The 26,029-nt window shown below is 76.0% G+C and carries 20 protein-coding genes and 1 pseudogene; 13 read left to right on the forward strand and 8 right to left on the reverse strand.

From position 1 onward, the window contains the following. Positions 1-53: 53 nt before the first annotated feature. The gene (locus ACIF6F_RS22625; RefSeq protein ID WP_399949546.1) at positions 54-227 is read right to left on the reverse strand and encodes a CsbD family protein; all 174 of its coding nucleotides are present in this window, start codon (positions 225-227) and stop codon (positions 54-56) included. 167 nt (positions 228-394) lie between these two features. Between ACIF6F_RS22625 and ACIF6F_RS22630 the strand changes: the two genes are divergently transcribed. The 4 genes from ACIF6F_RS22630 (at position 395) to puuE (ending at position 2,651) form a co-directional block, all read left to right on the forward strand. Then, complete coding sequence (locus ACIF6F_RS22630; protein ID WP_399949300.1) at positions 395-775, forward strand: helix-turn-helix transcriptional regulator; 381 nt, start codon at positions 395-397, stop codon at positions 773-775. A 19-nt stretch (positions 776-794) separates the two neighbouring features. Then, complete coding sequence (locus tag ACIF6F_RS22635) at positions 795-1,205, forward strand: hypothetical protein (RefSeq protein ID WP_399949302.1); 411 nt, start codon at positions 795-797, stop codon at positions 1,203-1,205. Between the two features lie 93 nt (positions 1,206-1,298). Then, positions 1,299-1,574, forward strand: coding sequence for an isoamylase early set domain-containing protein (locus ACIF6F_RS22640; protein ID WP_399949304.1), 276 nt, complete (start codon positions 1,299-1,301; stop codon positions 1,572-1,574). Between the two features lie 168 nt (positions 1,575-1,742). After that, a complete protein-coding gene (gene puuE / locus ACIF6F_RS22645) occupies positions 1,743-2,651 on the forward strand; it encodes an allantoinase PuuE (protein ID WP_399949306.1) in 909 nt (302 codons plus the stop codon). Positions 2,652-2,680: 29 nt separating this feature from the next. On the opposite strand, the gene ACIF6F_RS22650 is transcribed toward puuE, so the two are convergent. Continuing rightward, positions 2,681-4,327 carry a DUF6777 domain-containing protein gene (locus ACIF6F_RS22650; protein ID WP_399949308.1) on the reverse strand — a complete coding sequence of 549 codons (1,647 nt, stop codon included), beginning with the start codon at positions 4,325-4,327 and terminating at the stop codon, positions 2,681-2,683. A gap of 554 nt (positions 4,328-4,881) precedes the next feature. Here ACIF6F_RS22650 and ACIF6F_RS22655 point away from each other — a divergent pair. Further along, positions 4,882-5,388, forward strand: a complete 507-nt coding sequence (locus ACIF6F_RS22655; RefSeq protein WP_399949310.1) for a hypothetical protein — start codon at positions 4,882-4,884, stop codon at positions 5,386-5,388. A gap of 129 nt (positions 5,389-5,517) precedes the next feature. On the opposite strand, the gene ACIF6F_RS22660 is transcribed toward ACIF6F_RS22655, so the two are convergent. Next, on the reverse strand, positions 5,518-6,501 hold the full coding sequence (locus tag ACIF6F_RS22660; RefSeq protein ID WP_399949312.1) for a deaminase domain-containing protein: 984 nt from the start codon (positions 6,499-6,501) through the stop codon (positions 5,518-5,520). 113 nt (positions 6,502-6,614) lie between these two features. Next, positions 6,615-11,531 (reverse strand): hypothetical protein, encoded by a 4,917-nt coding sequence (locus ACIF6F_RS22665; RefSeq protein ID WP_399949314.1) that lies wholly within the window; start codon positions 11,529-11,531, stop codon positions 6,615-6,617. A 180-nt stretch (positions 11,532-11,711) separates the two neighbouring features. On the opposite strand from ACIF6F_RS22665, the gene ACIF6F_RS22670 reads away from it, so the two are divergent. Then, positions 11,712-12,068, forward strand: coding sequence for a hypothetical protein (locus tag ACIF6F_RS22670; protein WP_399949316.1), 357 nt, complete (start codon positions 11,712-11,714; stop codon positions 12,066-12,068). Between the two features lie 46 nt (positions 12,069-12,114). Here ACIF6F_RS22670 and ACIF6F_RS22675 read toward each other — a convergent pair whose 3' ends face one another. Then, positions 12,115-14,316 carry an SGNH/GDSL hydrolase family protein gene (locus tag ACIF6F_RS22675; protein WP_399949318.1) on the reverse strand — a complete coding sequence of 734 codons (2,202 nt, stop codon included), beginning with the start codon at positions 14,314-14,316 and terminating at the stop codon, positions 12,115-12,117. Positions 14,317-14,494: 178 nt separating this feature from the next. On the opposite strand from ACIF6F_RS22675, the gene ACIF6F_RS22680 reads away from it, so the two are divergent. The 3 genes from ACIF6F_RS22680 to ACIF6F_RS22690 all read left to right on the forward strand — a co-directional run bounded on the left by ACIF6F_RS22680 (position 14,495) and on the right by ACIF6F_RS22690 (position 17,580). Continuing rightward, on the forward strand, positions 14,495-15,313 hold the full coding sequence (locus ACIF6F_RS22680) for an arylamine N-acetyltransferase (RefSeq protein WP_399949320.1): 819 nt from the start codon (positions 14,495-14,497) through the stop codon (positions 15,311-15,313). Positions 15,314-15,322: 9 nt separating this feature from the next. Further along, positions 15,323-16,558, forward strand: coding sequence for a hypothetical protein (locus ACIF6F_RS22685; protein WP_399949323.1), 1,236 nt, complete (start codon positions 15,323-15,325; stop codon positions 16,556-16,558). Positions 16,559-16,719: 161 nt separating this feature from the next. Beyond that, complete coding sequence (locus ACIF6F_RS22690) at positions 16,720-17,580, forward strand: class I SAM-dependent methyltransferase (protein ID WP_399949325.1); 861 nt, start codon at positions 16,720-16,722, stop codon at positions 17,578-17,580. Between the two features lie 136 nt (positions 17,581-17,716). Here ACIF6F_RS22690 and ACIF6F_RS22695 read toward each other — a convergent pair whose 3' ends face one another. Further along, complete coding sequence (locus ACIF6F_RS22695) at positions 17,717-18,484, reverse strand: class E sortase (RefSeq protein WP_399949327.1); 768 nt, start codon at positions 18,482-18,484, stop codon at positions 17,717-17,719. A 240-nt stretch (positions 18,485-18,724) separates the two neighbouring features. Here ACIF6F_RS22695 and ACIF6F_RS22700 point away from each other — a divergent pair, with 240 nt between their 5' ends. Then, positions 18,725-19,186 carry a VOC family protein gene (locus ACIF6F_RS22700; RefSeq protein ID WP_399949329.1) on the forward strand — a complete coding sequence of 154 codons (462 nt, stop codon included), beginning with the start codon at positions 18,725-18,727 and terminating at the stop codon, positions 19,184-19,186. 85 nt (positions 19,187-19,271) lie between these two features. Continuing rightward, a pseudogene (locus tag ACIF6F_RS22705) lies at positions 19,272-19,577 on the forward strand (PIG-L deacetylase family protein); the annotation flags it as partial. Positions 19,578-19,779: 202 nt separating this feature from the next. Here ACIF6F_RS22705 and ACIF6F_RS22710 read toward each other — a convergent pair. Then, the gene (locus ACIF6F_RS22710; RefSeq protein ID WP_399949548.1) at positions 19,780-20,658 is read right to left on the reverse strand and encodes an MBL fold metallo-hydrolase; all 879 of its coding nucleotides are present in this window, start codon (positions 20,656-20,658) and stop codon (positions 19,780-19,782) included. 140 nt (positions 20,659-20,798) lie between these two features. Here ACIF6F_RS22710 and ACIF6F_RS22715 point away from each other — a divergent pair, with 140 nt between their 5' ends. Beyond that, the gene (locus ACIF6F_RS22715; RefSeq protein ID WP_399949331.1) at positions 20,799-21,227 is read left to right on the forward strand and encodes a MarR family winged helix-turn-helix transcriptional regulator; all 429 of its coding nucleotides are present in this window, start codon (positions 20,799-20,801) and stop codon (positions 21,225-21,227) included. Here ACIF6F_RS22715 and ACIF6F_RS22720 read toward each other — a convergent pair. After that, positions 21,166-23,400 (reverse strand): hypothetical protein, encoded by a 2,235-nt coding sequence (locus ACIF6F_RS22720; protein ID WP_399949333.1) that lies wholly within the window; start codon positions 23,398-23,400, stop codon positions 21,166-21,168. The two genes, ACIF6F_RS22715 and ACIF6F_RS22720, sit on opposite strands and share 62 nt — an antisense overlap. A 347-nt stretch (positions 23,401-23,747) precedes the next feature. Between ACIF6F_RS22720 and ACIF6F_RS22725 the strand changes: the two genes are divergently transcribed. Beyond that, positions 23,748-25,874: an ATP-binding protein gene (locus ACIF6F_RS22725; RefSeq protein WP_399949335.1), complete on the forward strand. Its 2,127-nt coding sequence runs from the start codon at positions 23,748-23,750 to the stop codon at positions 25,872-25,874. The last annotated feature ends 155 nt before the right edge of the window (positions 25,875-26,029 follow it).

A 26,029-nucleotide genomic window follows, 5' to 3' on the forward strand; every position in this document is an offset into this window, starting at 1 on the left:
CACGGGAAGGCCGGCGGTCGCCGTTGCGACCGCCGGCCCCGTGACGCGCCCGGTCAGTGCTTGAGGGTGTCCTTCGCCTTCTGGGCCGTCTGCTTCGCGTCACCCGCGGCCTGCTCGGCCCGGCCCTTCATTTCGAGGCTCTCGTTGCCGACCGCCCTGCCGGTGACCTCCTTGGTCTTGCCCTTGACGGTCTTGCCGACGTTCTTGGCCTTCTTCCCACCGGCCATTCCTGCCACCTCCCATTCAGCGGTCATCGGTGCATCGACACCGGTTCCTCCCGGCCGCTACCCACATTCGCCGGGACAACGCGCCCGGGGGCCTCCCGGCGCACGGCAAGGGGGACGACGGATTCCGCTCTGGCGAAACCGGAATCGCAAATCGTATAATTCCGGACATGGAACCGATGGAGCGCCGGTCCAGCTGGACGTTCGTCACCAATCACGCCCGGATCCTCGCGATGATCTTCCGTGATCCGGAGATCCGGCTGCGCGACATGGCAGCGGCCTGTCAGGTGACCGAGCGTGCCGCGCTGGCCATCGTCACCGACCTGGAGAACGCGGGGTACCTCACGCGGGACCGACGCGGCCGGCGCAACCACTACCAGGTCACACCCGGCACCCTCTTCCGCCATCCCGCCGAGGGGCAGCACGAGATCACCGACCTGCTGAAACTGCTGGGCGGACTCGACCCGTCCGGCGCAGCACCCTCCCCCGCGCGCCCCACCCGTCCCGCTCACCCCACCGACCTGCCAAGCAGACACCGCCCATTCGCCTGACACGCCAGTGGAGACGACGATGCACAGCACCGCTTGGACCGGGGGCCCGCCACTCCCGGACGTCTGCGACCTGTGCCGGGAAAGCACCCGGGCCGGCACTGCGGTCTCCGGGCGCGCACCCGACTCCTCCTTCGCCCATCCCTCCGACCCCGAGCAGGACGGCGCCAGGCCGCTGCTCGCCTGCACGGAGGCCCACCTCGTCGAGCTCCAGCGCCACTACGGCGCGCGCCCGTACGTCGACGAGGAGCTGTGGAGCGTGAAGATCGACCGCGCGATGCACCGGCATCCCGAGGGGCTGAGCATCGACGGCCTCTGCCGTGTGACGGGGCTCAGCACGGCCCAGGTCGAGTCGGCCGCGGCATGGCGGCTGCACCATCTCCGCCGCGCCGGCTCCCCCCGGCCGCCGGGGGCCCGGGGACCGGCCGAGTGACGGGGCCGGCCCGGCGGGCGTGTAGCGCCCGCGACCGGGGGGCCCGGGGCGAGGATGCAGGGGCCCGTCTCCCTACTCGGCTGGAGTTCCTCCGTGCTCGAACGCAAGCAGCTCAAGGGCCGCACCCAGGTCACGTTCATCCTTCCCGAGGACAGCCCGGCCGGCCCGGTCAGCGTCGTCGGGGACTTCAACCACTGGAACCCGGCCGCCCACCCCCTGACCCCGCGGGGTGACGGGACCCGCGCCGCGAGCGTCGCCCTCCCGGCGCACGGCACCCACGCCTTCCGCTACCTCGCCGCCGGCGACTACTGGTTCGACGACGACCACGCCGACGCCCACGACGGCACGAACGGCCGCCTCCACACCTGACCCGCACGCGGGGCCCGCCGGCCGGCCACCGGCGGGCGGGCCGGCGACGCGGGGACTCGGCGCACGGCGATGCGTCTCATGACGGACCGCGCCGTGAGCGTCCGCGTCTTTGCCGAGGACGTACGCGGTGCCCGCGCCTCGTGACGGCGGCGGGGGTAGGGTGCGGGCGTGGTCGAGCACACGCGTGATCTCGTCGGGTACGGCGCGGAGCCGCCGCACGCCGCCTGGCCCGGCGGTGCCCGGGTGGCCGTGAGCCTGGTCCTCAACTACGAGGAGGGCGGCGAGCGGAGCGTCCTGGAGGGCGACGCCACCTCGGAGGGCTACCTCCACGAGATCGTCGGCGCGCCGCCCGTGGAGGGCGGGCGCGACCTGAACGTCGAGTCGATGTTCGCGTACGGCTCGCGCGCCGGCTTCTGGCGCGTCCACCGGACGGTCACCGCGCACGGCGTGCCGCTCACCGTCCACGCCGTGGGCCAGGCCCTCGAACGCAACCCCGGAGCGGCACGCACGATGGGCGCGGCCGGCTGGGAGGTGGCCGGCCACGGCTGGCGGTGGATCGACTACCGGGACGTCCCGGAGGACACCGAACGCGCCGACATCGCGCGTACGGTCGCGACGGTCGAGCGGCTCGTGGGCCGCCGCCCCGTGGGCTGGTACACCGGCCGGACGAGCCCGCGGACCCGGCGGCTGGTCGCCGAGGAGGGCGGCTTCCTCTACGACTCGGACGACTACTCCGACGACCTGCCGTTCTACGCAGAGGCGGCCGGCCGCCCGCACCTGGTCCTCCCGTACAGCCTGGACGCGAACGACTTCAAGTTCCTGATCCTGCACGGCTTCTCGACCGCCGACGACCTCCTCGCATACCTGGTCGACACCTTCGAGGCACTCCGCGCGGAGGGCACCGACCGCCCGCGGATGATGAGCGTCGGACTGCACTGCCGGATCATCGGCAGGCCGGGCCGCATCAGGGCCCTGGACGGCTTCCTGAAGCACGTGGCGCAGCGGGGCTGGGCCTGGGTCGCGACGCGCGAGCAGATCGCGCGCCACTGGCTCACCACGCACCCTCCTCGGGGCTGACCGGACTCCCGCCGGTGCGCCCGGGGTGGCTACCCCGGCTTCCCCGCGGCGTTCGGGGCCCCCGGGTCGGGGCTTGCGGGGGCGGGGGCCGCGGGGTTCGGTTCCGGGTTGGGCGGGGAGTCGGGCCCGGGGGCCTTGCCCTCGTCCTTCGGCTTCGGCTTCGGCTTCGGGGGCCCCTGCTGCTCCAGGGGCGTCCCGTCCTTCGTGCCCTCCTGGGCCGGGGGCTTGGCGGGAGCCTCGGCGGGGTCGCCCGCCTGCTCCTCGGGCCGGGGCTCGGCGGGGTCCTTCGCCTTCTCCCTGGGCGGATCCTGCGGCGGCTTCTTCGCAGGGGCCTGGCCGCCGGTGCCCGCGGGCTCCTGCTCGGTGGTGGACTGGGCGGGATCCCGGCCCTGGTGCTTGTCGGCGTCACGCGCGGGGTCCTTCGCCGGGGTGTCCGGCGCGGTGTGGGCGGGGTCCTTGGCCGGATCCGCCTTGCCTGGGTCCTTCGCCGGCTCTTCGGCCGGGTCCTTGCCCGGAGCCTCCTCCGGGGGCTTGGCCGGGTCCTCACCCGGATGCTTGCCCGGGTCCTCACCCGGCTCCTGGGCCGGGTCCTTGCCCGGGTCCTTCGCCGGGTCCTTCGCCGGGTCCGCACCGGGGTCCTTACCCGGGTCCCCGGCCGGGTCCTTCCCCGGAGCCTCCTCCGGGGGCTTGGCCGGGTCGGGGTTCTGGTCCTGGTCGGGGTGCTGGTCCTTCTTGTACTGGTCCTGGTCCTGGTCCTGGTTCCGGGTGTGGTCCTCCGCGGGGTTCCTGCCCGGGTCCGGGTCGGAGCGCCGGTCCGGCTCGGACCCGTCCTCGGCCTTCTCCTTCGCCGGGTCGGCCTGCGGCTGCCGGTTCCCCTCCGGGTGGGGGGCCGGGAGGGCGGGGCCCTGCGAGTCGGCGGCGCGGTCCTCGGGCGGGGGGACATCGTGGTCGCCTTCCGCCTTCGCGTCGCCGCGCGGGCGCCCGTACCAGCCCTGGCTGCCCTTGTCGTAGACCGTGACCGTCTCCACCGGCTTCGCGGCCGGCCGCACCGCCACGACCTCGGAGTAGCGGAACTCCGTCCACTCCTTGCCGCTGTACGTCTGCGCGCCCTTCACCGCGACGGGCGGCGCCAGCGGGTTGCCGCACGCGCAGCGGACCCGCGGTACACCGCGGTCGTCGACCAGCACGGCCGTGCCGGCCTGCAGGACGGCCTGGTAACTCGTGGGCGTGCCGGCCCTGTATCCGTGGTTGGTGACCCGCGTGTCCCAGCCCAGCCGTACCGGCGTCAGCGACCGCAGGTACGCGGGGACGGCGGACTCCTCGATGTTCAGCGGGGCCGCGAACGCCCGGCCCTTGTCCGGGTGCTTCGTGAGGTAGCCGATCTGGCGCTCCACGTCGCAGCTCGCCACGTTCCGGGTGCCGCCGTACAGGCCGGGGTGTGCGCCGTCGACCTCCAGTGCGCGGGTCGCCTGCACGGTCTGGCGCGGGGTGGCGGCGGCCTGGGACGCCGTGACGGGTCCGGCGGAGTCGTTCCCCTCGGCCGCCTCCGTGGTCGTCGAGGGGGTGAACGGGTCGGGCCCCGCGCCCGAGGCGGACTGCAGGAAGACCTCGCCGCCGACCGCCTGCTCACCGCCCATGAGGGTGAAGGTGAGGACGGCCGCCGTGCCGACGACCACGGCCGTGCCCGCGCTCAGCAGGGTCCTGCGTGACGGCCGGCGGCGGGGCGCGTGCGCGGGACCGTCGGCGTCCCCCGGCTCTCCGCCGCCCCGCGGACCCGACGGGCCTGAGGGCGGACCGGACGGCCCGGACGGCGGACCCGAGGGACCGGACGGCGGGCCCGGCGGCGGTCCCGACGACCCGGAGGGCGGGGGTGGTGGTCCGGGCCGTGGCGGGGGGCTCGGGGGCGGTGGCAGTTCGTCGGTGCGCCGGCCGGACAGCGGACCGGACGGCGGGCCGGTGGGGCGCTCGGACGGCGGGGGCAGGGAACTCATGACGGCCTCCCCTCGGTGGAGGGCGTCGGGTTCGGGTCGGCTGTGCGCATGGTCTCGCTCCTCGATCGCGTGGGTGGCCCCCGTCCTTCGAGTAAGCCCTCGGCCCCGGGGCGGGTCATGTCGCGAGTTCTCGTGACTTGACAGGGCGGCCGCGATTGCCGCGCATCTCGGTGCGGGTGAGGATGAGGGGGCGGGTGACCTTGGTGCGCTGGGGGGGGTGACACGAGGCAGGTGAAACCGTGGCGATGGTCGGATTGTTCTGGATCACCGAGGACGCGGTGTACGTGGGCTCGCCGCCGGCCGTGGACGGCCAGTGCGTGCGTCTGACGTCCGAGGGTGTGGTGGCGGAGGACCCGTACGGCACCCGGACGTGGGCGTGGGAGGAACTCCGCGCGGCGTCGGTGGTGGACGTACCCGTGAAGGGCACGGGCAGCCGTCTCGGGCAAGCGTTCGAGGTGCTGCTCGCGGCGGTGGGCGGGAGCGGTGACGAGCCCGCGGAGATGAGCCTGCGCCTGAGCTCGACGGACCCGGAGGTGGACGTCACCGAGGAGGTGTCGGTGCACGCCGCGGTGGCCGGCGGCTACCCGACCGACGAGGTCGAGCTCTCCCAGTCGCTGCTCGCCCGCTTCGTCGCGGGCGAGGCGGATCCCGGGGTCCTCACCGCCTGGGCGCGCGGCGACGGGCACCGCGGTACGCCGAGGGCCCGGCAGCGCCAGGCGCTGCTGCGCTCGTGGGCGGAGGCCTGAGGCCCGGCGGAGCGGAGGTCCGGGGCCCCGCCGGCCCGGCTCCCCCGCCGTACGGGAAGCACGCGCTGCCCGCACGGTCCGCGGCGGGCTGCCGTACGGGCAGGGTGGTGGTGCCGTACTGGGCGCCGGTCAGCGGGCGGCGGCGAAGGCCTTGAGCCACGTGCCGTCGGGGCGCTGGGTGGCGTCCGTGTACCCGTACCCGTCGGTCTGGGCTCCGGTGCCGGGGTAGGACAGCTCGACCCGCAGCTTGGGGAAGTCGGCGACGAAGGCCGCGACCGCGGTGCGGCCCGCCTGGCTCGGTCCGCGTTCGCAGCTGAGCCGGACGGTGCCCTGGTCGATGCCGCGGATCCACTGTCGGAAGGCCTGCGGGCGCATCTGCCGGCCGGGGGCCATCTGGTCGCTCACGGACCGGGCGACCTGGTCCAGGACGGCGGTCACCTCATCGAGCGGCACTGCCGTCGCGTTCGGTGCCGGGTACAGGTACGGGGCGTGGGGCTGCTGGTCGACCGCGTTCGTGGTGCCGCGGAAGCGCATGCCGTCCGGGCCGGCGACCTTGGCGTCGAAGGTGGCGGTGGCCGCGGCCACGGGGGCGCCGGGGTAGTTCTTGACCCACTGGCCGTCCGGGCGCTGGGTGGCGTCGCCGATGCCGTAGCTGCCGTACAGGCCGTCGCCCGCCGAGATGAGGGCCGCGGTGCCGCCCCCGTGCAGGGAGTTGCGGTAGCGGACCTGCACGCCCAGCGTCGGGAAATCGGTGCGGAAATCCTTGATCACGGACCGGCAGGAGTGGCACGGGCCCATGTCGGAGTACAGGTCGACGGTGCCGCGACGGACGGCGGCGATGCGGGCCTTGTACTGCGCGGTGCTGGTGCAGCCGAGGTGCCGGTAGATCGCGTCGGCGAGCAGGTTCACGACCTGCCGCTCGGCGTCCTTGCGGTGCTGGACGCCCCGCAGGGCGCCGGTCCAGTCCTTCGGTTCGGGCAGGTCCTGGTAGTGGTTGTCCCCGCGCAGGGCCTGGTGCGAGACGCTTTCGACCTCGCCCTCCAGGTCGGCGTGGCCGATGAAGGCGATCGAGTACCGCAGGCTGGCCCGGTTCGTGTACGCGGCCGTGGTCATGCGCTCCCCCACTCTTTCCCGGCGTACCGCGCGACCGCCCCACACGGTCGATTCCGCTCGCAGTACCCCTGCGCACCACTGTCCCGCGCAGGGGTAAACGAACGCTCAACGGCTCAGGCGGCGCCTTCCCCGCCTCCCTCCCCGGTGCCCTCTGCCGAGCCGGACAGCCGGTCCCAGGCCGCTGCGAACAGCTCGTGCAGGGGCGCGGTGGGCAGGATGCGGCCGAAGGGCGCGTGGATGCGGTTCCCCCACAGCGGACGCACCTGGTGGGTGGCGAGCTTCGCGGTCTCCAACGGCAGGTGCGGCGCCTTGAGTTCGGTCCAGTCGCCGGGGAGGAAGAGGGTCCGGCCGGCGCGGGCGCGCTTGGCCTCCACGACCCGGCCCGTGGCGAGCAGCTCCGTCCTGACCTCGGCGTGCCGCTTGCTCGACCAGCCGTTCCACCGGCGTACGTTGCGGTCGGTGGGCGCGGCCAGGGCCGCCAGCTGGAGGTGGAGCGCCGCTGCGTCGGTGCCGGTGCCGAGGACCCCGGCGACACGGGCGACCAGGTCCGGGCAGGACCGGCGCGGGTCCGCCTCGTACGTGCCCGCCGGCACCGCACCCGAGACGGCCCGGCGCATCATCCGCTCCAGGCCGCCGCCGGGCAGCAGCGGTTCCAGCCGGTCCAGTTCCTCCGTGAGGCCGGTGACCTCGCGCACGCGACGCCACACCTCGGCGTCCGTGATCGCCGCAGGCCGGACGAACGTCTGGCCGCCCGGCGCGCACACCACGAGCGGGCCGGAGTCGTAGGCCGTCACCGGGACCGGGCCCTCCTCCTTGCGGGCGTCCATGGCCACGGGCAGGGTGGCCGGCCCGAACCGCTCCGCGATCCGCGCCGAGGTGTCCTGGACCCGCCCGCCGGGCAGCGCCAGCAGCAGTTCCGGGCGCGCGAGTTCGGCCCGGAGCCGGTCGTACACGTCCAGCGCGCCGGCGACGGCGGGGTCGCCGGCCGGCCGGTCGGTCCACGCCCACGCGAGCGCGCTCGCGATCTCCTGGAGCGGGGCGCCCACCGGGGTCCGGTACGGCACTTCGACGCCGGCCGGAGGTTCGGCGCGCACCTCGGCCCTGATGCCGTAGGGGGTGGCCGCCAGGCTCCAGCCGGCCGCCGGGACGGTCCCGTCCTGGGCGGCCCCGTACCCGCCGGCGAGGCGGCGGGCCCACAGGTCGGGCAGCTCAAGGTCGGCTTCCAGGGCCTCGGCTGCCGCGTCGTCCACGGCCGGGAGCGCGCCGAGCAGCCCGCACCACGCCTCGGCCATCCGGTCGGCGGCGGCTTCCGGTCCGCCCGGGCGCCACAGGTCGGCCGGGTCGGCGGGGACGCCGGCGGCGAGGACGGCGCGCCGGCCCGCTCCCCCGAGCCGGGCGCGCAGCCGGTCGTACGTCTCCGTGGTCATCGGCGTCGCGCGGTACGGCGCCTTGCGGAGCAGGGCGCGGTGCTCGTCCCGGTCGGACCGGGCGACCAGGCCGGCCAGCACGAGCCGGGCCACGGCCCGGCGCACGCCGGTGCGTTCGGCGAACCGGGCGGCGAGCGGCTCGGTCAGCGGCAGCGGGCCGTGCTCGGCGAGGGCGGTGAGGAATGCCTTCAGCCGGGCCGCGTCGTCCTGCTCCACCCGCACCGGGCGGGCCTCGGGCACGGCCGCCGGCACCGGGTCGTGCGCGGGATCCGTGGCAACCGGGGCCACGAACCAGTGCTGCGACCCGCCGGCCCGCACCGGCCAGGAGGCGACGGCGGTGCCGTCCCCGCGCAGGGCGTCGAGCACGTCGGCGGCGGCCCGGCCCGACCACCACCGTCCGGGGCGGGCGAACGGCTGGTCGGTCCAGGTTTCGAGCAGGGCCGTCAGGGCGGCGCGGTCCGCGTCGCCGGTGGTTGCCACGGCCACCCTCCAGGCCACCGCGTCGATGGCGCCGAGCAGCGCCGACCAGTCGCGCGGGGGCGCGGGCGGCGCGAGCCGCCGCACCTCCTCCGCGAGACTTCCCGACAGGCAGGCGCCGTCGGCAGCCAAGGCGGCCAGGGTGGCGGGCAGTTGTGCGTCCGGGGAGCGCCGCGAGGCGTCCGTGTCGTCCAGCGGGACGAGTCCGATGAGGGCGGGGACGAGTGCGGAGTCCGGTGCGGTGGCGCGGGGCGGGGCCGGGGGCACCTGCGCGAGGAGGGTGACCCGGCGGTGCAGGGCGAGCCTGCGCTCCTCCACGCGGACGGCCCGCAGGGCCACGGCCACGACGGCCTCGACCAGCACCGGGTCGGTGAGGTCCGGCAGCTCCCGGGCGACGACGGCGCGGAGGGCGGGGGCGGCCGGAGTGCCGGTACGGGCGCCCGGGGCTCCGGGCGGCGCGGCCGGGACTCCGGTGCGGGCGGTGGCGTCCTCCGGGGTGTTCGGGGCCCTTCCGGCCGCGGCGCCGGCGGCGTCCGAGCGGGCAGCCGCGAGCAGGGCTTCCGTGGTGTGGGGCGCCACCGAGCGCAGAGCGCGCGAGCCGGCCGCGTCCCGGGTCCGCAGCAGGTACCAGAAGGCGGGCGGCAGAGCGATGCCGTTCGACACGGTGGCCTGCCGGTTCGGGCGGCCGCGGGGGTGTCGGGGCGAGGGGTGGCCGTCCAGCTCCCAGAGCAGGGTGCCGTCCGCGGCGTAACCGCGCACCCCCGTACGGGTCTTGGCCTCGGCGAGGACCACGTCCTGCGCCGCTCCCTCCGGTGGCGCCCACAGGCCCCACGGCTCCTGGCCCTGGCGGTCGATGTCGAAGCGGGCCGTACGGCCGTCCACGCTCTCCAGGAGGTAGTGGTCGGGGGCGTGGTGGCGGTGGCGCGTACGGAACAGCACGCGCGTGCCGACCAGTCCGTCCCGGCTGCCCAGCGGGGAGGAGGTGAGGCCGGCGGGCAGCGGCGCCAGCTGGAGCGCCTCGCCGGCGAGGGTCATGTCGGCCTCGCAGGGGTCGGCCGCCGGGTCGGGGGCGGGGGCGCGGCCCGGGAAGTCGGGCAGCGGCTCGGACTCCCCCGGTTCGCCCGTGACCGGGTCCACCACCTGCCAGGGCCGACGCCCGAACACGGCGTTGGTCCAGATCCGCCTGCCGTCGCCGAGCTGGAGTTCGTCGCGGTCGATGCCCTCGCGGCCGCCGGGCCTGAGCACCCGGTGGCCGCCGTGCCGGCCGCCGCCGTCGGCGGTCTCGAACTGGAAGCCGTACGCGCCGTCGAGGCTGCCGCCGAACGCCACCAGGCCGCCCTGCTCATCCGGGGTGAAGGGCTCGTCGGGGCGGTCGGCCCAGACGGCGGTGTCGCAGGAGTAGGGGTTGGGGGCGACGGACCAGCTCACGAGGAACGAGCCGCCGACGTGGTGCACGGCGAACGCGGTCGCGTCGTCGGGCACGGTGAAGCTGCAGCTCGCGCGCACCCCGTCCGGGGCGACCGCGACGGCGCGGTCGCGCGAGAAGACCGTCAGCACCGGCCAGCTGGATGTCACCCCGGCCACGCCGGGCACCCCGGGCAGGGTGTCTTCCTCCGCCGCGGCTCCGGGGCCGGCCGCCGCTTCCGCCGCGAACTCCGCGTACACCTCCTCCAGGGCGGGCCAGGCGAGTTCCTCGGGGAGGCCGGCCGTCAGGGAGCGCCGCAGCGCGCCGGCCGCGCCCGCCTCCGCGAGCGCGTCGGCGATCCCGTCCAGTGCCGTCACCGTGGGCCGGTCCAGCAGCGTCTCCAGCTCGGCCACGGCCTCCTCGGCGCCCGCCATGCCGCCGCCCGCGACGGTCCCGACGAGCTTGCCGACGCGTACGGCGACCTCCTGCGCGATGCCCTGGACGCCCGGCAGCAGCGTCACCGCCGAACCGGACCTGCGCCGGCGCATCACGGAGCGGCCGGGCGCACTCAGGTCCTCGTGCACGGTGTCCTCCAGCCGGGGCCCGAACACCGGGTCGGCGGCGAGCGCGACGAGGTCCCGCCGGGACCTCTCACCCCAGAACCGCATCCGCGTCTCCGGGCCCGGGTCCGCGACGGCGACGCCGGCCGCCAGGCAGGCGTCCAGCACGTCGGCGTCGAAGCCCTGGTAGTGGTGGCGGGTGGTGTGCACGGTCACCGTCCCGCCCTCCGCGCGCAGCCGGGCTCCCAGCCGGACGACGAGGTCGAGGAACTCCGCGGGCAGCGGCTGCCGGGCGACCCCGCCGCCGGTCTGGGCGGCGTACTGGTACATGTGCACGAAGTGGCCCACCCAGCGGTGCAGGCCGCCGGCCGGGACCACCCGGCCGGCCGCCATCGCCTCCGTGGCGCCGCAGGCGATGAGCATCCTGAGCCAGGGGCCGCCGTCGGTGGCGCCGTCCGGGAAGACCTCCACGAGCCCGGCGGCCAGGGTGTCCGCCGGCGGATGGGCGGCCAGGACCACGGCGGCGGCGTCGAGCAGGGAGTCCGGCACCGTCTTCCCCCGCGTGACCGCGAGCACGGCGGCGACCACCCGGGCGACCTCCTCCTCGCCGTGTCCCGCCGCCTTCGCCGAGGCCCGTACGCGGCGGACGAGATCGGCCGGGAGGTCCGCGCGGGAGCCGGCCCACGCGGTGAGGAACGCCTCCAGGGCGGTGTGCGCGGCCGCCGGCTCCAACACCTCGGCGAGGAAGCGCTGGTGGGCACCGAACTCCTTGGCCGGCATCGCCCCGCCCGACGCGAACAGCAGGGCGTTGGCCCGTCGGTAGGCGGCGTCGACCGGCAGCGCGTGCTCGGCCTCGGCTGCCCGTGCCGCCGCGTAGGCCCGCCCGCCGGGGCGGCTGCCGTACCCGATGAGCCGGTGGCCCACCGTGTCCCAGAACCACGGCAGATGGGCCGGCGGGAGGCGCCGGGCCCTGGTCGCCATGGCGTCCACGAACCGGCCGGGCTTGTTCGAGGAACGGCCGAGTTCGGTGCGCATCTCCTCCAACAGGGCGCGCGCCGGGGCGAGTGCCGCCGGGTCGTGGGCGGCGACCCAGTCCGTGTACGTGGTGGAGGCGTGCGGAGTACCGGGGGCGGGCAGGAGGGAGGCCAGGGCGACGATCATGTCCGGGATCGTCGCACGCGCCACCGACATCACCGCGCCGACGGGGGTCCGGGGCGGCCGGGGTAGGGTCGACTGCCGTTGCCCCAGCCGATTTCCGTTCGGTTCCATTCCGTTCTGTTCGGATCCGTTCTGTTCCTTTCCGTTCTCTTCCCGTCCCTTCCGTTGCTCCAGGAGACACGCGTGGCGCGTTCGCTCGACGGTCTGCTCTTCGTCCCCGTTGCCGACCAGTCACCGGGCCAGGTCGGCCGGCAGACCCGGTTCGACTACCACGAGCAGGACGGCCGCATCTGGGCCGAGTACCGCGGCGGGGACGTGGTCATGGGGCATCTGGTCGGCACGCGGGCAGGCGACACCCTCGACTTCCGGTACGTACAGCTCCGCACCGACGGCACCACCGCCTCCGGCCACTGCACCTCGCTCGTGACCGCCCTCCCCGACGGCCGTCTCCGCCTGGAGGAGACGTGGACGTGGGAGTCGCAGCCGGGCAGCGGCACGAGCGTGGTGGAGGAGCCAGAGCGGGGGCGGGACACGGCCTGATCCGAGGGACACCGCCCTGATCCGGCGTGCCCCGGACCGGGGGACGTCAGCCGGCGGCGATGGCCCCGCGCACGGCCTTGGCGAGGGCCCGCTGGCCGTCCGGGAGCGGGTGCCCGCGGTTGTCGCCCCCGTTACGGCCCACGTCGTACACCCACGGTTTCGCGGAGCACAGCTCGTGGCCGTCCAGGACCCCGCTCACCGACAGGTACGACACCTTGGCGGTGCCGGCCGCCGTGCGGCTCGCGGCGTCGAGCTTGGCCGCCAGGCGGTTGAGACCGGTGCGTTCGGCGGGGGTGAGCCAGCCGCAGCGCCTGGTCTCCTCCTGCTTCTCGGGGAACAGCCGGGGGTAGCCCACGACCAGCACCCGCGAGGTGCGCGGGACCGTCGACCGCACCCGGGCGTACGAGCTGCGCAGCAGCCCCGGCAGCGGCCCGGCGACGTACGACTCGGCGTGGGCGATGGTGCGGTCGATGACGCAGTCGGAGACGAAGCAGTGCAACAGGATCCGCGAGAAGCCGACGTCGTTGCCCCCGATGGTCAGGGTCACCAGTCCCGGCGCCGGTGAGAGACCCTTCAACTGCCGCGTCACCTGGGCGGGCTCGCCCTTGAAGGACTCCGTGAACGCCGAGGCCTTCGCCCCCGAGCAGGCGAAGTGCCCGACCAGCTGCACGCCCGGGTCCTCCGCCCCCACCAGGCGCGGCCACGCCTGCGCGGTGCGGTGGCACGTCCCGGACCCGGCGTCGAAGGGCGGGTTGCCCTCGCCCGAGGAGTACGAGTCGCCGAGCGCCGCCATCCGCACCGGCGCGGGCAGCGCCCGGGCGGACTTCAGGAGCGTGGCCCGGGGCTCGTCCATGCCGACACCGGTGTGCCCGAGGGAGAAGAGCGTCCGCTGCCACGTCGTGCAGGCCTGGTCGGCGCAGACCGATTTGAGGAAGTACACCCGGTCGTCGGCGAATCCGTACACGTTGGTGTGCTGGCCGAGGGCGCCGTCCAGGTCACCGCTGTCGAAGGAGTCGAGCAGCGCACCGGTGCGGTGGCTGAGCACGTCCACGTGCAGGCTCACGCGTGTGTAGCCGTCGTACGCCATGTTGGAGGGGAGCAGGATCCGCCCGCGGCTGTCGGCGTGGACGCCCAGCGCGCCGTAGGACCGGTCCTCGCCGCGTTCCAGGACGGTGCGGGAGAAGAGCCTGCGGCCCTTGGTGTCGAAGGCCATGACCCGGTCCGGGTTGGGCACGTCCGTGCGGGAGCCGCTGAGGAGGACGGGCATGCCCCAGGACGCCGCGGACCACTCGTTGACGTTCGCCGTGGTGCAGTAGGGGAAGGCGTAACGGCCGGTGCGGCCCGAGGTGTTGAAGACCTCGATGCGGTTGGCGGCGTAGTACGCCCCGCAGTCCGGACGGGTCGTGGTGCCGGTGCGGTCGGTCAGGTACGCGAAGACGTAGCCGTCCGGGTTGACCGCGAGCCGCTGGGCCATCTCCCTGGCGGAGCCGACCACCTTGACGCGCCCGTACTCGCGGCCCCGGTAGTCCAGGAAGCGGACCCCCTGGCCGTCGTCGCCGTAGGTCGCCACCAGTCCGCGCCGGTGCGTGCCGACCAGCTCGTACGCGCTCGCCGAGCGGTTGACGAAGAGGAGCGCGCCGGTCGCGGCCGAGATCCCGAACACCGCGTTCTGGCGGCCGCAGGCGGTGTGCGTGCTCGCGGTCCCGTACACGTTGCCGTCGGCGCCGTTCATCAGCTTCCACACGCCCAGGGGCGCGTTGTTGCAGGTGGAGGTGATCGGACGGGACCACAGGAGGTCCGCGCCGCGGTAGGCCACGACGATCGACGGGTCCCGGTCGCCCGTACGCGGGCGGGGCCGGATGCCGACCGTCAGGCCGGAGCCGGTGACCGTCCGGACGCACATGGCCAACGCCCCTGCGGGCGCGCCCGGCAGGGCCGTGCCGGTCGCGCTGAAGCGCCGCGTGGCGGGGGCGGTGCCGGCTGATCCGTCGCAGTCCTGCACGGTGACGCCGCCCTTGGGGTCGGTCTCCAGCCGCGCGGAGGCGGCGCCCGGGACCGGGCGCTGCCAGGAGCCGGGCACGGCCTGCGACGGGGGTGCGTCCGCCTGGGCGGCAGGTGCCTTCTGCGGGCCGGCGCCCAGCACCAGGAAGGCGGCGGCCAGGATCCCCGCGATGCGCCACCCGCCCCGGACCCTCACCGGCCTGCGCCGACCGTCCGTGGTCTCCCCGGTGACCGAGTGTCCGAACAAGAGCCCCCGCCCCTCCCCTGGGCCCGGACACCGGGAGTGGTGGCCGGAGCGCGGCCACGGTACCGCCGCGGGCATGATCGAGGTGGCCGAATGCCCGCGGGCCCGGGCTGATCCGAAAGACACGGCCTAGGTCCAAGGTCGGATGGCCGCGGCGCGGCCGACGGGGTGGAATGGCGTGATGGATCACTCTGCGACTGCATCCGGCCGCCCGCTCGACGCACGGCAAGTCGACGCCTATCTCGACCGGATCGGGCTCGCCCGGCCCGAGCGGGCCGACGCGGCGGCGCTGGCCGCGCTCCAACGGGCCCATCTCGGCGCGGTGCCCTTCGAGAACCTGAGCATCCACCTGGACGAGCCCGTCGTCCTGGACGTCCAGGCCCTCTTCGAGAAGATCGTCACCGGTCGGCGCGGGGGCTTCTGCTACGAACTCAACGGCCTGTTCGCCGCGTTGCTGGAGGCGCTCGGCTACCGGGTGTCGCTGCTCGCGGGCCGGGTGTTCGACGGCGAGCGGCCCGGGCCGCCCTTCGACCACATGGCGCTGCGCGTCGACCTGGACGAACCATGGCTGGCCGACGTCGGCTTCGGCCGCTTCAGCATGCTGCCGCTGCGCCTGGACCGGCGCGGTCCGCAGGACGACCCGGCCGGGGCGTTCACCATCACCCCGTACGGCGACCTGCTCGACGTGGTGCAGGACGGCAGCCCGCAGTACCGCCTGGACCTGCGGCCGTACACGCTCGCGGACTTCGTTCCCACCTGCTGGTGGCAGGCCACCTCGCCCGACTCGCCGTTCCGGCGGGGCCCCATGTGCTCGCGGCTCGCGCCCGACGGCGGGCGCACCACCCTCAGCGGCAGCCGGCTGATCCGTACCGCGCCGGACGGCGGCCGGGACGTGCGGGAACTCGCCGACGCGGAACTGCTCGCCGCTTACGCCGCCGAGTTCGGGGTCGAGCTCAAGCGGCTTCCGCATGCGATCGTCGGGGAGGCGGGGGCCGCGTAGCATCGCCGGATGCCGGTGACGATAAAGAGCCTGACGCCCGAGGCGGGGCGGATCGATTCCGACGGCCTGCGGGCGTACGACGCCGAGGCGCTCGCGCGCTGTGCCGCCGACGCGGCGCAGCCGTGGTGGCGCCGGAACGCGTGTGCCGCCGCGCTGGAGGGACGGGTGCCGGAGCGCTGGGTGCCCGTGCTGCTGGACCGGGTGCGCGACGCCGGGGACACGGGGTCGGTCCGGATCGCTCTGCTCCAGCTGCTCGCCGGCCGGCCGGAGTTGCTGCCCTGGCTGCGGGATCCTGCGCGGCGGGACGAGAACGCGTACGGGATGACCGAGGCGGTGCTGGAGGCGCGGGCTGCGCTCGGTGACCTGACGGCGGTCCCCGAGCTGGCCACTCTGGCGTTCAGCCCGTGGCGCCGGCGGCGGCTCACCGGCGAGGCCGGGCTCGACGCGCTGGCCGGCCGGTACGGCGCGCCGGCGGTGCGGGAGCTGCTCGACGGGGGCCGGCCGGAGGACCGGGCGTACGCGGTGCGGATGCTGGACCGCATGGGCGGCGACGTGACCTCGGCGCTGGCCGACCCCGACCCCGCGGTGGCGTACCTGGCCCAGTCGATGCTGACCGACCCCGATCGGCTGCGGCGGTTCCTGACGGAGGGTCCGGGCACGTCGGCGGCGCTCTGGGCGGCGTACGCACTGCACCGGCTGACGGGGGACGCGGCGCGGACCCGGGAGCTGTACGAGCAGCTGGGGCGCCCCCGGGTCGACGTACCCGGCCTGGACGAGGAACTGCGGGCCGCGGTCCTGCACGAGTACGGGGCGGAGTGCGAGGCGGCAAGCGATCCGCGGTGGCGGATCGAGGCGCTGTGCGCCGAGCCGCCGGCTCCGGTGGACGTGGAGGCGCAGCTGCGCCGCGCCATGGCTGCGCTGGAGGCGGCGGGGCTGCGCCCGCGGCCGCCGCTCTCGTGCGGCGAGGCACACCGGCAGGGCGGCGGCACGTACCACGTGATCGGGTACGGGGACGAGCCGGCCGGCCGGCGGGGTGACGGCCCGGAGGTGCACATCAGCGACCTCGGGCGGTTCGCGGCCGGCCACGAGGAGGACCCGGCCGTGCGCGGGGCGCTGGAGACGGCCGGGTTCCGGTGGATCGACGACGCCGTCGGGGACCTCGTGGTCACGGGGCTGGGCGTCTACTTCTTCGGGCACCGGAACCCGCTTTCCGTCCGGGACCTGCTGTTCTACTGGCAGGACTGACGGCGGGGGCCACAGCCCGGGGTGGGGGTGGGGTCGGGGCTGGGGGTGCCGGCGGAGCGTTCGGGGCTCGGGGGCTGCGCACGGTCTCGCCGCGCGGGGCCGGTTGGGGAGGCCTAGGCTCGGGTACCGAACGTGACCGTGCGGATACGGAGGGATCCGGCATGAGTGAGGCGAACGACGCGGCCCCGGCCGACCGGGCCGACCAGGCCGATCCGGCCGACCAGGCCCTCAAGGCGAAGCACCGGGCGATGTGGGCGCTGGGCGACTACCCGGCCGTGGCCACGGACGTCATCGCGGCGCTCGGCCCCGTGCTGGTGGAGGCCTGCGGCATACAGGCGGGTGACCGGGTGCTGGACGTGGCGGCCGGTTCCGGGAACGCGGCCGTCCCGGCCGCGCTCCTCGGCGCCGACGTGGTGGCCTCCGACCTCACGCCCGAGCTGCTGGAGGCCGGCCGCCGGTTTGCGGCGGAGCGCGGTGCGCAGCTGGAGTGGCGCGAGGCGGACGCCGAGGCGCTGCCGTTCGGGGACGGCTCGTTCGACACGGTGATGTCCTGCGTCGGCGTGATGTTCGCCCCGCACCACCAGCGGACGGCCGACGAGCTGGTCAGGGTCGTCCGGCCGGGCGGCACGATCGGGCTGGTCAACTGGACGCCGGAGGGTTTCATTGGGCAGATGTTCGCGACGATGCGCCCGTACGCGCCCGCGCCGCCGCCCGGCGCGTCGCCGCCGCCGCTGTGGGGCTCCGAGGAGCACGTGCGAGAGCTGTTCGGCGACCGGGTGTCGGGCCTGGAGGCGCAGCGGCGGGCGCTCCGGGTCGACCGGTTCGCCCGGCCGGAGGACTTCCGCGAGTTCTTCAAGACCTGTTACGGGCCGACGATCGCGACGTACCGGGCCGTGGGCGACGACCCCGAGCGGGTCGCGGCCCTGGACACGGCCCTGGCGGAGCTGGCCGGGCGGTACCTCGCCGACGGGGCCATGGAGTGGGAGTACCTCCTGGTCACGGCGGAACGGGCGGGCGGGTAGGACGGGCACTGCGGGGCCGCCGCAGGTGCGGGCGCGGCCCTGCCGCCGTCGGCGGGTCCGCTGCGCCTGGGCGTGCGGGCCGCCGCCGTCGGCATGCGGGCGGGCCGCCGTCGGCGTCAGCGCGCGGCGGGCCCCCTCAACGGGGCCTGGAGGAGACCAGGACGCCGATCTTGTCGATGCGGTGCTCGGGGTTGCCCCGGTCGTCGCGCCAGTGGTTGCCCTCGGCGTTGTCCTCCGGGGTGGCGCAGGTGGAGATCGTGATCATGGGCTTGACGGGTTCCACGCCCGGCCTGCCCGGGACCGCTGCGCGCTGCTCGGCCAGGGAGGCGGCCGACCGGAAGGACGTCTTGCGGGTCTCGGTGATCCGGTACTCGTGCACCACGCCGCCCGCGGTCACGAAGACGGAGTCGCCGGGGTCCAGGGCCGGGAGGTCGCGCAGCGGGCCGCCCGCGGAGAGCCGGTGGGCGGTGACCAGGTAGTTCCCGACCTCGCCTGGGGCGACCCCGCCCCGGGGCCCGTACGGGCTGGCGCCCAGCCCCTGGTTCTGGATGCGGGTGCCGGGCCAGTCGTCCGTGGTGCCCTCGTACGGGAGGACGCGGAGGCCGGCCAGGCCGATCTCGGGTATGGCCAGGACGGCGGGCCGGGTGCGGGCGTCGTCGTCGGCGACGGGTGCGGCGGCGGGTTTCGAGGGTGCGGAGGCAGCGGCCGGGGCCGGAGCCGCGGTGGACGACGGGGGCGCCGTGGGAGCGGTGACGAGGTGGGCGGAGGCGGCGGACCGGGCCGGGGCCGCGGCAGGCGTGCCGCCTGCCGGCACGGCGGCATCGGCGCCGGTGGAGCAGCCGACCAGCGCCGCCAGCGCGGCGGAGGCTATGAGAAGGGCGGGGACGGTACGAGGACTCTGCATGGCGTTCCGGGGCGTCGGCCGGGTGAGCGCACCACGGCGGGGCGGGCGACGGCGGCATCTGTGGGGCAAACGACGGTAACCGACCAAATGTTTCCGGAACAGACTTTCCGCCTGTGAGATCGGGGCGCCGGACCTGCTCGGCGGGGCGGGAGCCCGTCGAGAGCGGGGGGGTGTGAGGGTGGGGCTGGGGCGGCGCGGTCCGCCTGCAGCAGAGGTCCAGGAACGGAACGGAGCAAACCGATGAGCCGCAGCTTCCAGGTCACCTTCGACGCCCACGACCCGCGGGTGCTGTCGATCTTCTGGTGCGAGGTCCTGGGGTACACCCACCCCTGGCCGCCCGGCGTGGATCCGGTTCCGGGCGGGGATGCGCTGGCCGCGTGGGACGTGTTCCTCGCGCGGGTCGGCGTACCGGAGGACCAGCGCAACAGCCGGTCGGCCATCGAGGACCCGGACGGGGACGGGCCGCGGGTGTTCTTCCAGCGGGTGCCGGAGGGCAAGACGGCCAAGAACCGGGTCCACCTCGACGTCCGGGCCGCGCCCGGACTCCAGGGGGACGACCGGATGACCGCGCTGGAGGGCGAGTGCGACCGCCTGGTGTCCCTGGGCGCCACACGGCTGCGCCGCTTCGAACCGGAACCCCCGCTGAGCACCGGCTTCATCGTGATGGCGGACCCGGAGGGCAACGAGTTCTGCCTGGACTGACGGGTGGTGGCCGTCGTCGGCGGGGTGGGGAACCCCTGCGCGGCCCACGGACGGAGGGAACGGTGAGCCTGCCCAGCCTGCTCGGGTGTTCGCGCACCCCGACGACGAGGCCCTGGCCGCCGGCAGCCTGCTCGCACGGCACGCCGCCGCCGGAGCCCGCACGGCCGTGGTCACCGCCACGTGGGCGGCCGGCACGCACCGGGCGGCCGAGCTCGCCGAGGCCCTGCGGTTCCTCGGCGCGGGTACGCCCCGGCTGCTCGCCTTCGCCGACGCCCGCGTACCGGAGTCCTCCCCCGGCCCCCGCCTCCTCGACGTGCCGCTCGCCGTGGCGGTCGGGAGCCTCGTGGCCCACATCCGGGAGTTCCGCCCGGACAGCGTGATCACGCACGACGCACGCGGGTCCTCGAGGCATCCCGATCACGTCCGCACCCACCGGATGGCCGTGCTCGCCGCGCAGGCCGCCGGGGCGGGGGGCTCCCACCCGGAAGCAGGGCCGCCGTGGCGACCCCGCGCACGGGTGAATCGGGCCCGGTCGGCGTCGTGCGGCGTCGTCTCGGTCACCCGCACAGCCCGCAGGCCGCGCCGGGCCGCCGTCAGGCGGTGGCGGGGCGCCACCCGGGGGACCCGTCGGAGGGGGCGGCGTGGCCGAAGACCACGTCGGCGAAGTGGACGCCGAAGCCGAGGGTGCCGGGTTCCGCCAGTTCGGCCACGAGGCGGCGGCGGTGGGCTGCGGTGCGGGCCGGGTCGTGGTCGAAGGCCGAGGACCATTCCGGGTGGTCGATCTGAAGGGGCGAGTGGGCCGCGTCGCCGAAGGCGATCAGGCGCCGGCCTCCCCCGGCGATGACGTACTCGGCGTGCCCTGCGGTGTGGCCCGGGACGATCCTCGCGTGGACGCCGGGGAAGATCTCCTGGCCGTCCGCGACGGTGTGCACGCGGGGCGCGAGGACCGCGACCTCGTCGGCCATGCCCTGGGCGGCCAGCTCGTCGCGGGAGTCCCATTCCTGCTCCGAGAGCAGAAGGCGGGCGTGGCCGAACGCGAGGCGGTCCGTGCCCGGGACCGGGAGGCACGCCCAGCCGAGGTGGTCGGCGTGGAGGTGGGTGAAGGCGATCGCCTCGACGTCCTCCGGAGCGCGGCCGAGTGCGGCGAGGCCGTCCAGGAGCGCGCCGCCGTGGATCTCCTCGACCGGGCCGTCCGGGCCCGGCCGGTACGAGCGGGGGCCGAAGCCGGCGTCGATCAGCAGCGCGCGGTCGCCGTGTTCCACGAGCAGGGCGCCGACGCTGCCGGCGAGGTGGCCGGTGGCGTCCAGGTACTCCGGGTGCTCGGCCCAGGTCCGGTCGGTGGTGTCCGGGAGCACGGCGGTGGGCCTGAGCCGTACGGCGCCGTCCGGCACGTACGAGACCTTCGTCTCGCCCAGTCGGAGCGAGCGGATCCCGGAGGGGCGGCGCAGTCGTTCGTCGTGAGTGGTCGTCATGTGGGGCATGCGGCAGTCCTTGTGAGGGAGCGTCAGAAGAGCGGGGGTTTCCACTCCGCGGTGATCACCACCATAAGGATCAAGCTCGAATCATTCAAGCTGTAAATATTCTGTCTTGAGGGAGTTGGTAGGGTGGCGCCATGACGACGCCCCCCGAGCCGCAGGCCATCGCCGAGCGCCAGTTGTGCGGCCTGGTGAACGGGCTGGCCCAGCGGATCTCCGAGCACGTGCGCGAGCGCGCCGGCCGTCTGGGGCTCACGGCGCCGCAGGCCACCGCCCTCCGGGAGATGAGCGGGCCCATGACCATGCGGGAGCTCGCGGAGCGCATGAGCTGCGAGCCCTCCAACACCACCTTCGTCATCGACCGGCTGGAGAAGCAGGGCCTGGTCGAGCGCCGCCCGCACCCCACCGACCGGCGCGCCAAGCACCTCGTCCTGACCCCGGAGGGTGCCGGGTTGCGCGAGCGGCTGACCGGGCTGCTCGCCGTGGACTCGCCGCTGGCCGGGCTCAGCGAGGAGGAGAAGAAGGTGCTGCACGGGCTGCTGGAGCGGGCGATCGCCCGTCCCTGAGGGGTGGGCGGGCGGGTTCCGACCGCACCCCGGTGGCGGGCGGCAGCGTCCCCGTGCCGGGTGTCCAGCCGTCGAGGCGTGGTCCCGAGTCGAGGGTTCCGGAGAGCCGTACGCCACCCCCGGCCGCCGCGGTGCGGGCGGCGGGCAGTCGTACGGCCAGGAAGCGGCCCGGCGCACTGGCGCTGACCGGGCCGGCTGCCTCGACCGTGCGGACGCGCCGGCTGCCGGCCGCGAGGAACCAGCGGACCCCCGAAGGCGCCGCCCAGACGGCACCCGCCAGCATGTCCTGGCCGAACCTGCTGCAGGCGGCCGTCCCGTGGGCCTCGCGGACGGGGTGGGTCTCGACGGCTGCGGGCCGCCGCCCGGGGACCTCCAGGGTCACGGACACCCGTCCCGTGCCCTCCCAGGTGTCCGCCCGCAGACACACCCACGAGGCGCGGCCGCCCGCTCCGGGCAGGTCCTGGCCGGCGAAGTCCCAGCGGTTGACCGCCCGTACGCCCGCTTCGCGCAGACCCGCGAGCCGGCAGGCCGACCGCGCCCAGGAGTCGAGCGCGGCCCGCCCGGTGGCCTCGCGGGGCTGCCGGGCGGGGGCGCCGGCGCCGGGCGGCGGGGTCCAGGTGAGGTGGGCGGGCAGCAGGCCGCCGAGGTCGGCGACCAGGAAGCCGTGCTTCTCGACGATGCGGGCGGAGGAACGGAGTTGGAGTGCGGGGTGGCGGGTGCAGTCGGGGGCGGCCGGCGGGATGGTTCCTCCCGGTGGTTCGGCTCCGGGTCCCGCCTCGGGGGCGGGGACCGGGGCCGTCACACCGTCCGGGGCCGTGGGCAGCGGCCGCGCCGGGGTACCGGGGGCCAGCAGGTCCCGCGTCCCGCTCCCGGCGATCCAGGGGGCGAGCAGGTAGCGCGTCCCGGAGGGGGTGCGCGCGAGGACGACCGCGGCCGCGGTGGTGACGTCGGCGCCGTCGGCGCGGGCCAGTCGCAGCTCGGGGGCGCCGGTGGCGTCGAGTGCTTCGGTGTAGCGGGCCAGCCGTTCGCCGTCGTGGAGCAGCACGACCAGGTTCCGGCCGACCTGGCCCGCGTACAGCAGGCGCGGGGGCACGGTGGGGGCGCCGGTGGCCGTGTCGGGGTCGGCTCCCGCACGGAGGCCCGGGCGTCCGTACGTGCCCCAGGCCCGCAGGGCGCGGCCGAGCAGCGGGATGTCGGCGGTGCGGGTGCCCCGGGCGGGCCAGGCGGTGAAGTCGACCCTGGAGGTGTCGGCCCACGCGTCGGGTGAGGTACGGCGCAGGGCCGCCGGGTCCAGTGCGGCGTCCACCGCGGCACGGGCCGCGGAGGGCCGGTCCGCCGGGAGCTGCCCGGCCCGCGGCAGGAGGACTCCCCCGGCGGCGGCCAGCGTCGCGGCGAGGGCGGCCGCCCAGCGGATGCGGCGCCGGCGCCGGAGCAGGTCCGTGGGGCGGAGGTGGACCGTGCAGGGGTCGAACTCGCTGCTGAGCAGAAGCGATTCCGCGGTGGGGGGTTCCGCCGTGCCGGCCGGGGGCGGGGGCTCGGTCGTGGGGTGCCCGGCTCCGGCGGCGAGCCGGGCGGCCGTACGGACGGCGGCCCCGGGGTCGGTCACGCCGGCCGCGGCGAGCAGCCGGATGGTGGCCGACTCGTCGAGGCCCTCCAGGAGGTGCAGGCCGAGCGCGGCCCGCACCGGCGCGGCGACCTCCGACAGGGCGCGGTCCAGGCCCAGTTCGGCGGCACCGCCGGAGCGGGGGAAGAGGCGGAGGCCGAAGACCGCGGGCAGGGGTGTGCGGGGCAGGCGGCGGCCGTGCCGGAGGGCGGAGCGCACGACGCGGGCGCGCAGCCACGCGTAGGCCGGGTCCTCGGGTACGGGGCTGTCGTCGGCGGCCGGGCGGGGCTCGGGCAGCCGGGGTCGTCCCGGGGGCGGGGACATTCCGGCCGGCCCGGCCGGGTACGGGGGTGCCGCGCGGTCCTGACGGCCGGTACGCGTACCGGCGAGGGCCCCCTGCACCAGGCCGTGGGCGGTCACCACGCGCCGGTGGCGGCCGAGGGTGGGCGGCAGGATCAGGTGGGCGAGGCGGACCAGGCGGGGGTACTGCCCGACGAGCGCGGCCTCCGCCTCGTGCCGGGCGGGACGCGCATGGGCTATCGCGGTGTTCCGGCCGCGTGACGACTGCATGCCCGACCAACGCGACGCCGCGCGCCGCGGTCACCCCCAAACCTGTGAACGGGCCCTGGCACGTGTGGGTGGGGGGCGGATGCGGCGGCCGCCGCGCTGCGCAGGGCGCCGTGCACCTCCCGGGGCGCGGGAGTCGGCCGGTCCGGGACGACACCGCCGTCCCCTCGGAGCTCCGCCGCCGCCCCGGCGTGAATCCGCTTCACGGTCCCCGGCTCCCCAGGCCACGTGGACGACGGGGGAACCCTGCGGAGGCGGGGCGAGGGGACGGGGCAACCGCAGCCTGGGGGTGGGCCGGTGTGATGAACCGGTGGCGCGGAGCGGGCGGGCCGCGGCGGGACAATCGCCGCGTGCGCACCCCCATTCCGTCACAGGACACCGCCTTCGTAGGCCGAGCTGCCGAGGTGGCACGGTTGCGGCCGTGGCTCCGGCGGCCCGGGCCGGTCACCGTCACCGGCCCCGGCGGAGTGGGCAAGTCACGGCTCGCCGCCCGCCTCGTCACCCGCCTTTCGGGTGAACCGGAGGGGGAAGGGGTGGACGTGTGCTGGGCACCGTTGTGGCCGCTGCGCGGGGGCCGGCTGCTGGGGGCCGCGGTGGCCGACGCTGCGGGGCTGGCCGACCACTCGCCGCGGGTGCCCGTCGCAGCGCTGGCGGAGTGGATCGGACGGCGGCGGGTCCTGCTGGTCCTGGATTCCTGCGAGCACCTGGTCCCCGAATGCGCCGCCCTGGTCGGCGAACTGCTGGCCGCCTGCCCGGCGCTGACCGTGCTGGCCACCAGCCGGGAGCCGCTCGGGGTGCCCGGCGAGCGGGTACACGAGCTGGCGCCGCTGCCGGCCGCCACCGACGGGCTCACCCTGTTCCTCGACCGCGCGGCCGCCGCCGGTGCTCCGCTGTCCCGGCCCGCCGACCTCGCCGCCGCGGCCGGGCTGTGCCGAAGGCTCGAAGGCATGCCCCTTGCCCTGGAGTTGGCCGCGGCGCAGCTGCGTGAGCGGCCGCCTGCCGTGTTGGCCGCCCTGCTCGGCGAAGGGCTCCACGAGGTTCTGGGCGAGGGACGGGACGACCACGGGGCGGAAGGTGCCGCGCAGCCCCGGCGCCTGCGCGCGCTGCGGACCACCGTCGGCTGGAGCCACGAGCTGTGCACGCCGGCGGAGCGGCTGCTGTGGGCCCGGATGTCGGTGTTCCGGACGGAGACAGGACTGGCCGTGCTGCGCGCGGTCTGCTGCGGCGGTCCGCTCGACGCGCCCGCCCTCGACGCCGCCCTGGCGGGGCTGTGCCGGAAGTCCGTCGTGATGCTGACGCCCGGCGGCCGCTACCGGATGCTGGACACCGTACGGGAGTACGGCGACATGTGGCTGGCGGAGCTCGGGGAGCGGGACCGGGTGGCCGACCGGCACGCCCGGTACTTCCTCTCGCTGGCCCGGGAGGCGGACCGGACCTGGTTCGGGCCGGACCAGATGGGTGCGTACCGGGACCTGGGAGCGGCGTACCCGGACGTGTGCGCCGCCCTCGACCACCTCGGGTACGCCGACCCCGCCGCGGCCCTCGAACTGGCCGCGCTCGTCGGCTTCTTCTGGGCCTGCGGCGGCCGCCTCCACGAGGCCGGGCACTACCTTGCGCGGTTCACGGAAACCGGCGGCGCCGAGCCGGACCGGGACGGGCCGGACGGGGCCGGACCGGAGCGAGCCGTGCCGGACCGGGACGGGCCGCTGCACGCGTACGGCGCCCCGGACGCCCACGCCCGGGCGCTCTGGGCGCTGGGCCTGGTACGGGCGCTCCAGGGCGACCATCCGGCCGCGGCGGAGCTGGCGCTCGCGAGCCGCGCGTACGCGGAACTGCTGCGGGACGACGACCGCCTGCTCGACGCGGCCTACCTCCAGGGGGTGGTGCTGCTGCTGCGGGGGCGGGCCGCCGACGCCGGTGCCTGCGCGGCCCGGGCCCTGGCGGAGCTGCGCGGCACGCCGGCCAGGCGGGCCCGCTGCCTGCTGGTGGGCGTGTTCGCGCTGACCGGCGAGGGACGGCTCGCGGAAGCCCGGACGGCCGCCGCGGACCTGCGGGACGAGTGCGTGCGGCGCGGGGAGGTGTGGACCCGCTCGTACCTGGACCACCAGCTGGCGCTGGGCGCGCTGCTGAGCGGGAGTCCGGCGGAGGCGGAGGTCTGCGCGCGGCGGATGGTGGCGGGCAAGCACGCGATCGGCGATGCGTTCGGGGTGGCCCTGGGCCTGGACCTGCTGTCGGCGAGCCTCGCCGCGCAGGCCCGGGCCGTGGAGTCGGCGGACGTGTACGGGGCGGCCTTCGCGTGCTGGCGGACGGTCGGCCACCCGCAGCGCGGCACCCCCGAGTTGTCGGCGGTACGGGACCGGGCGGAGCGGAGCGCTCGCGCGGCGATCGGGGACGGGGCGTACGACCGGGCGTTCGTGGCCGGAGCGTACGAGGCCCCGGGCACGGCCCTCCGCCGGATCCTCGCGGAGCCCGTCTGACGGGCCGCGACCCCGCCGGACAGGCCCTGCCGGTGCCGTGCCGGGTGGGCCCGTGCCGGTGCCGGGTGCCAGGGTGCTCCATGGGTTCCCCTGCTCCGGTCGGGCGACCATGGCCTCCCCGCGCATCGCTGCACCCGGCTCACCCGCGCCGCTTG

This window comes from Streptomyces sp. NPDC086023 (genome assembly GCF_044540325.1).
In the GTDB taxonomy this organism is placed as follows: Bacteria; Actinomycetota; Actinomycetes; order Streptomycetales; family Streptomycetaceae; genus Streptomyces.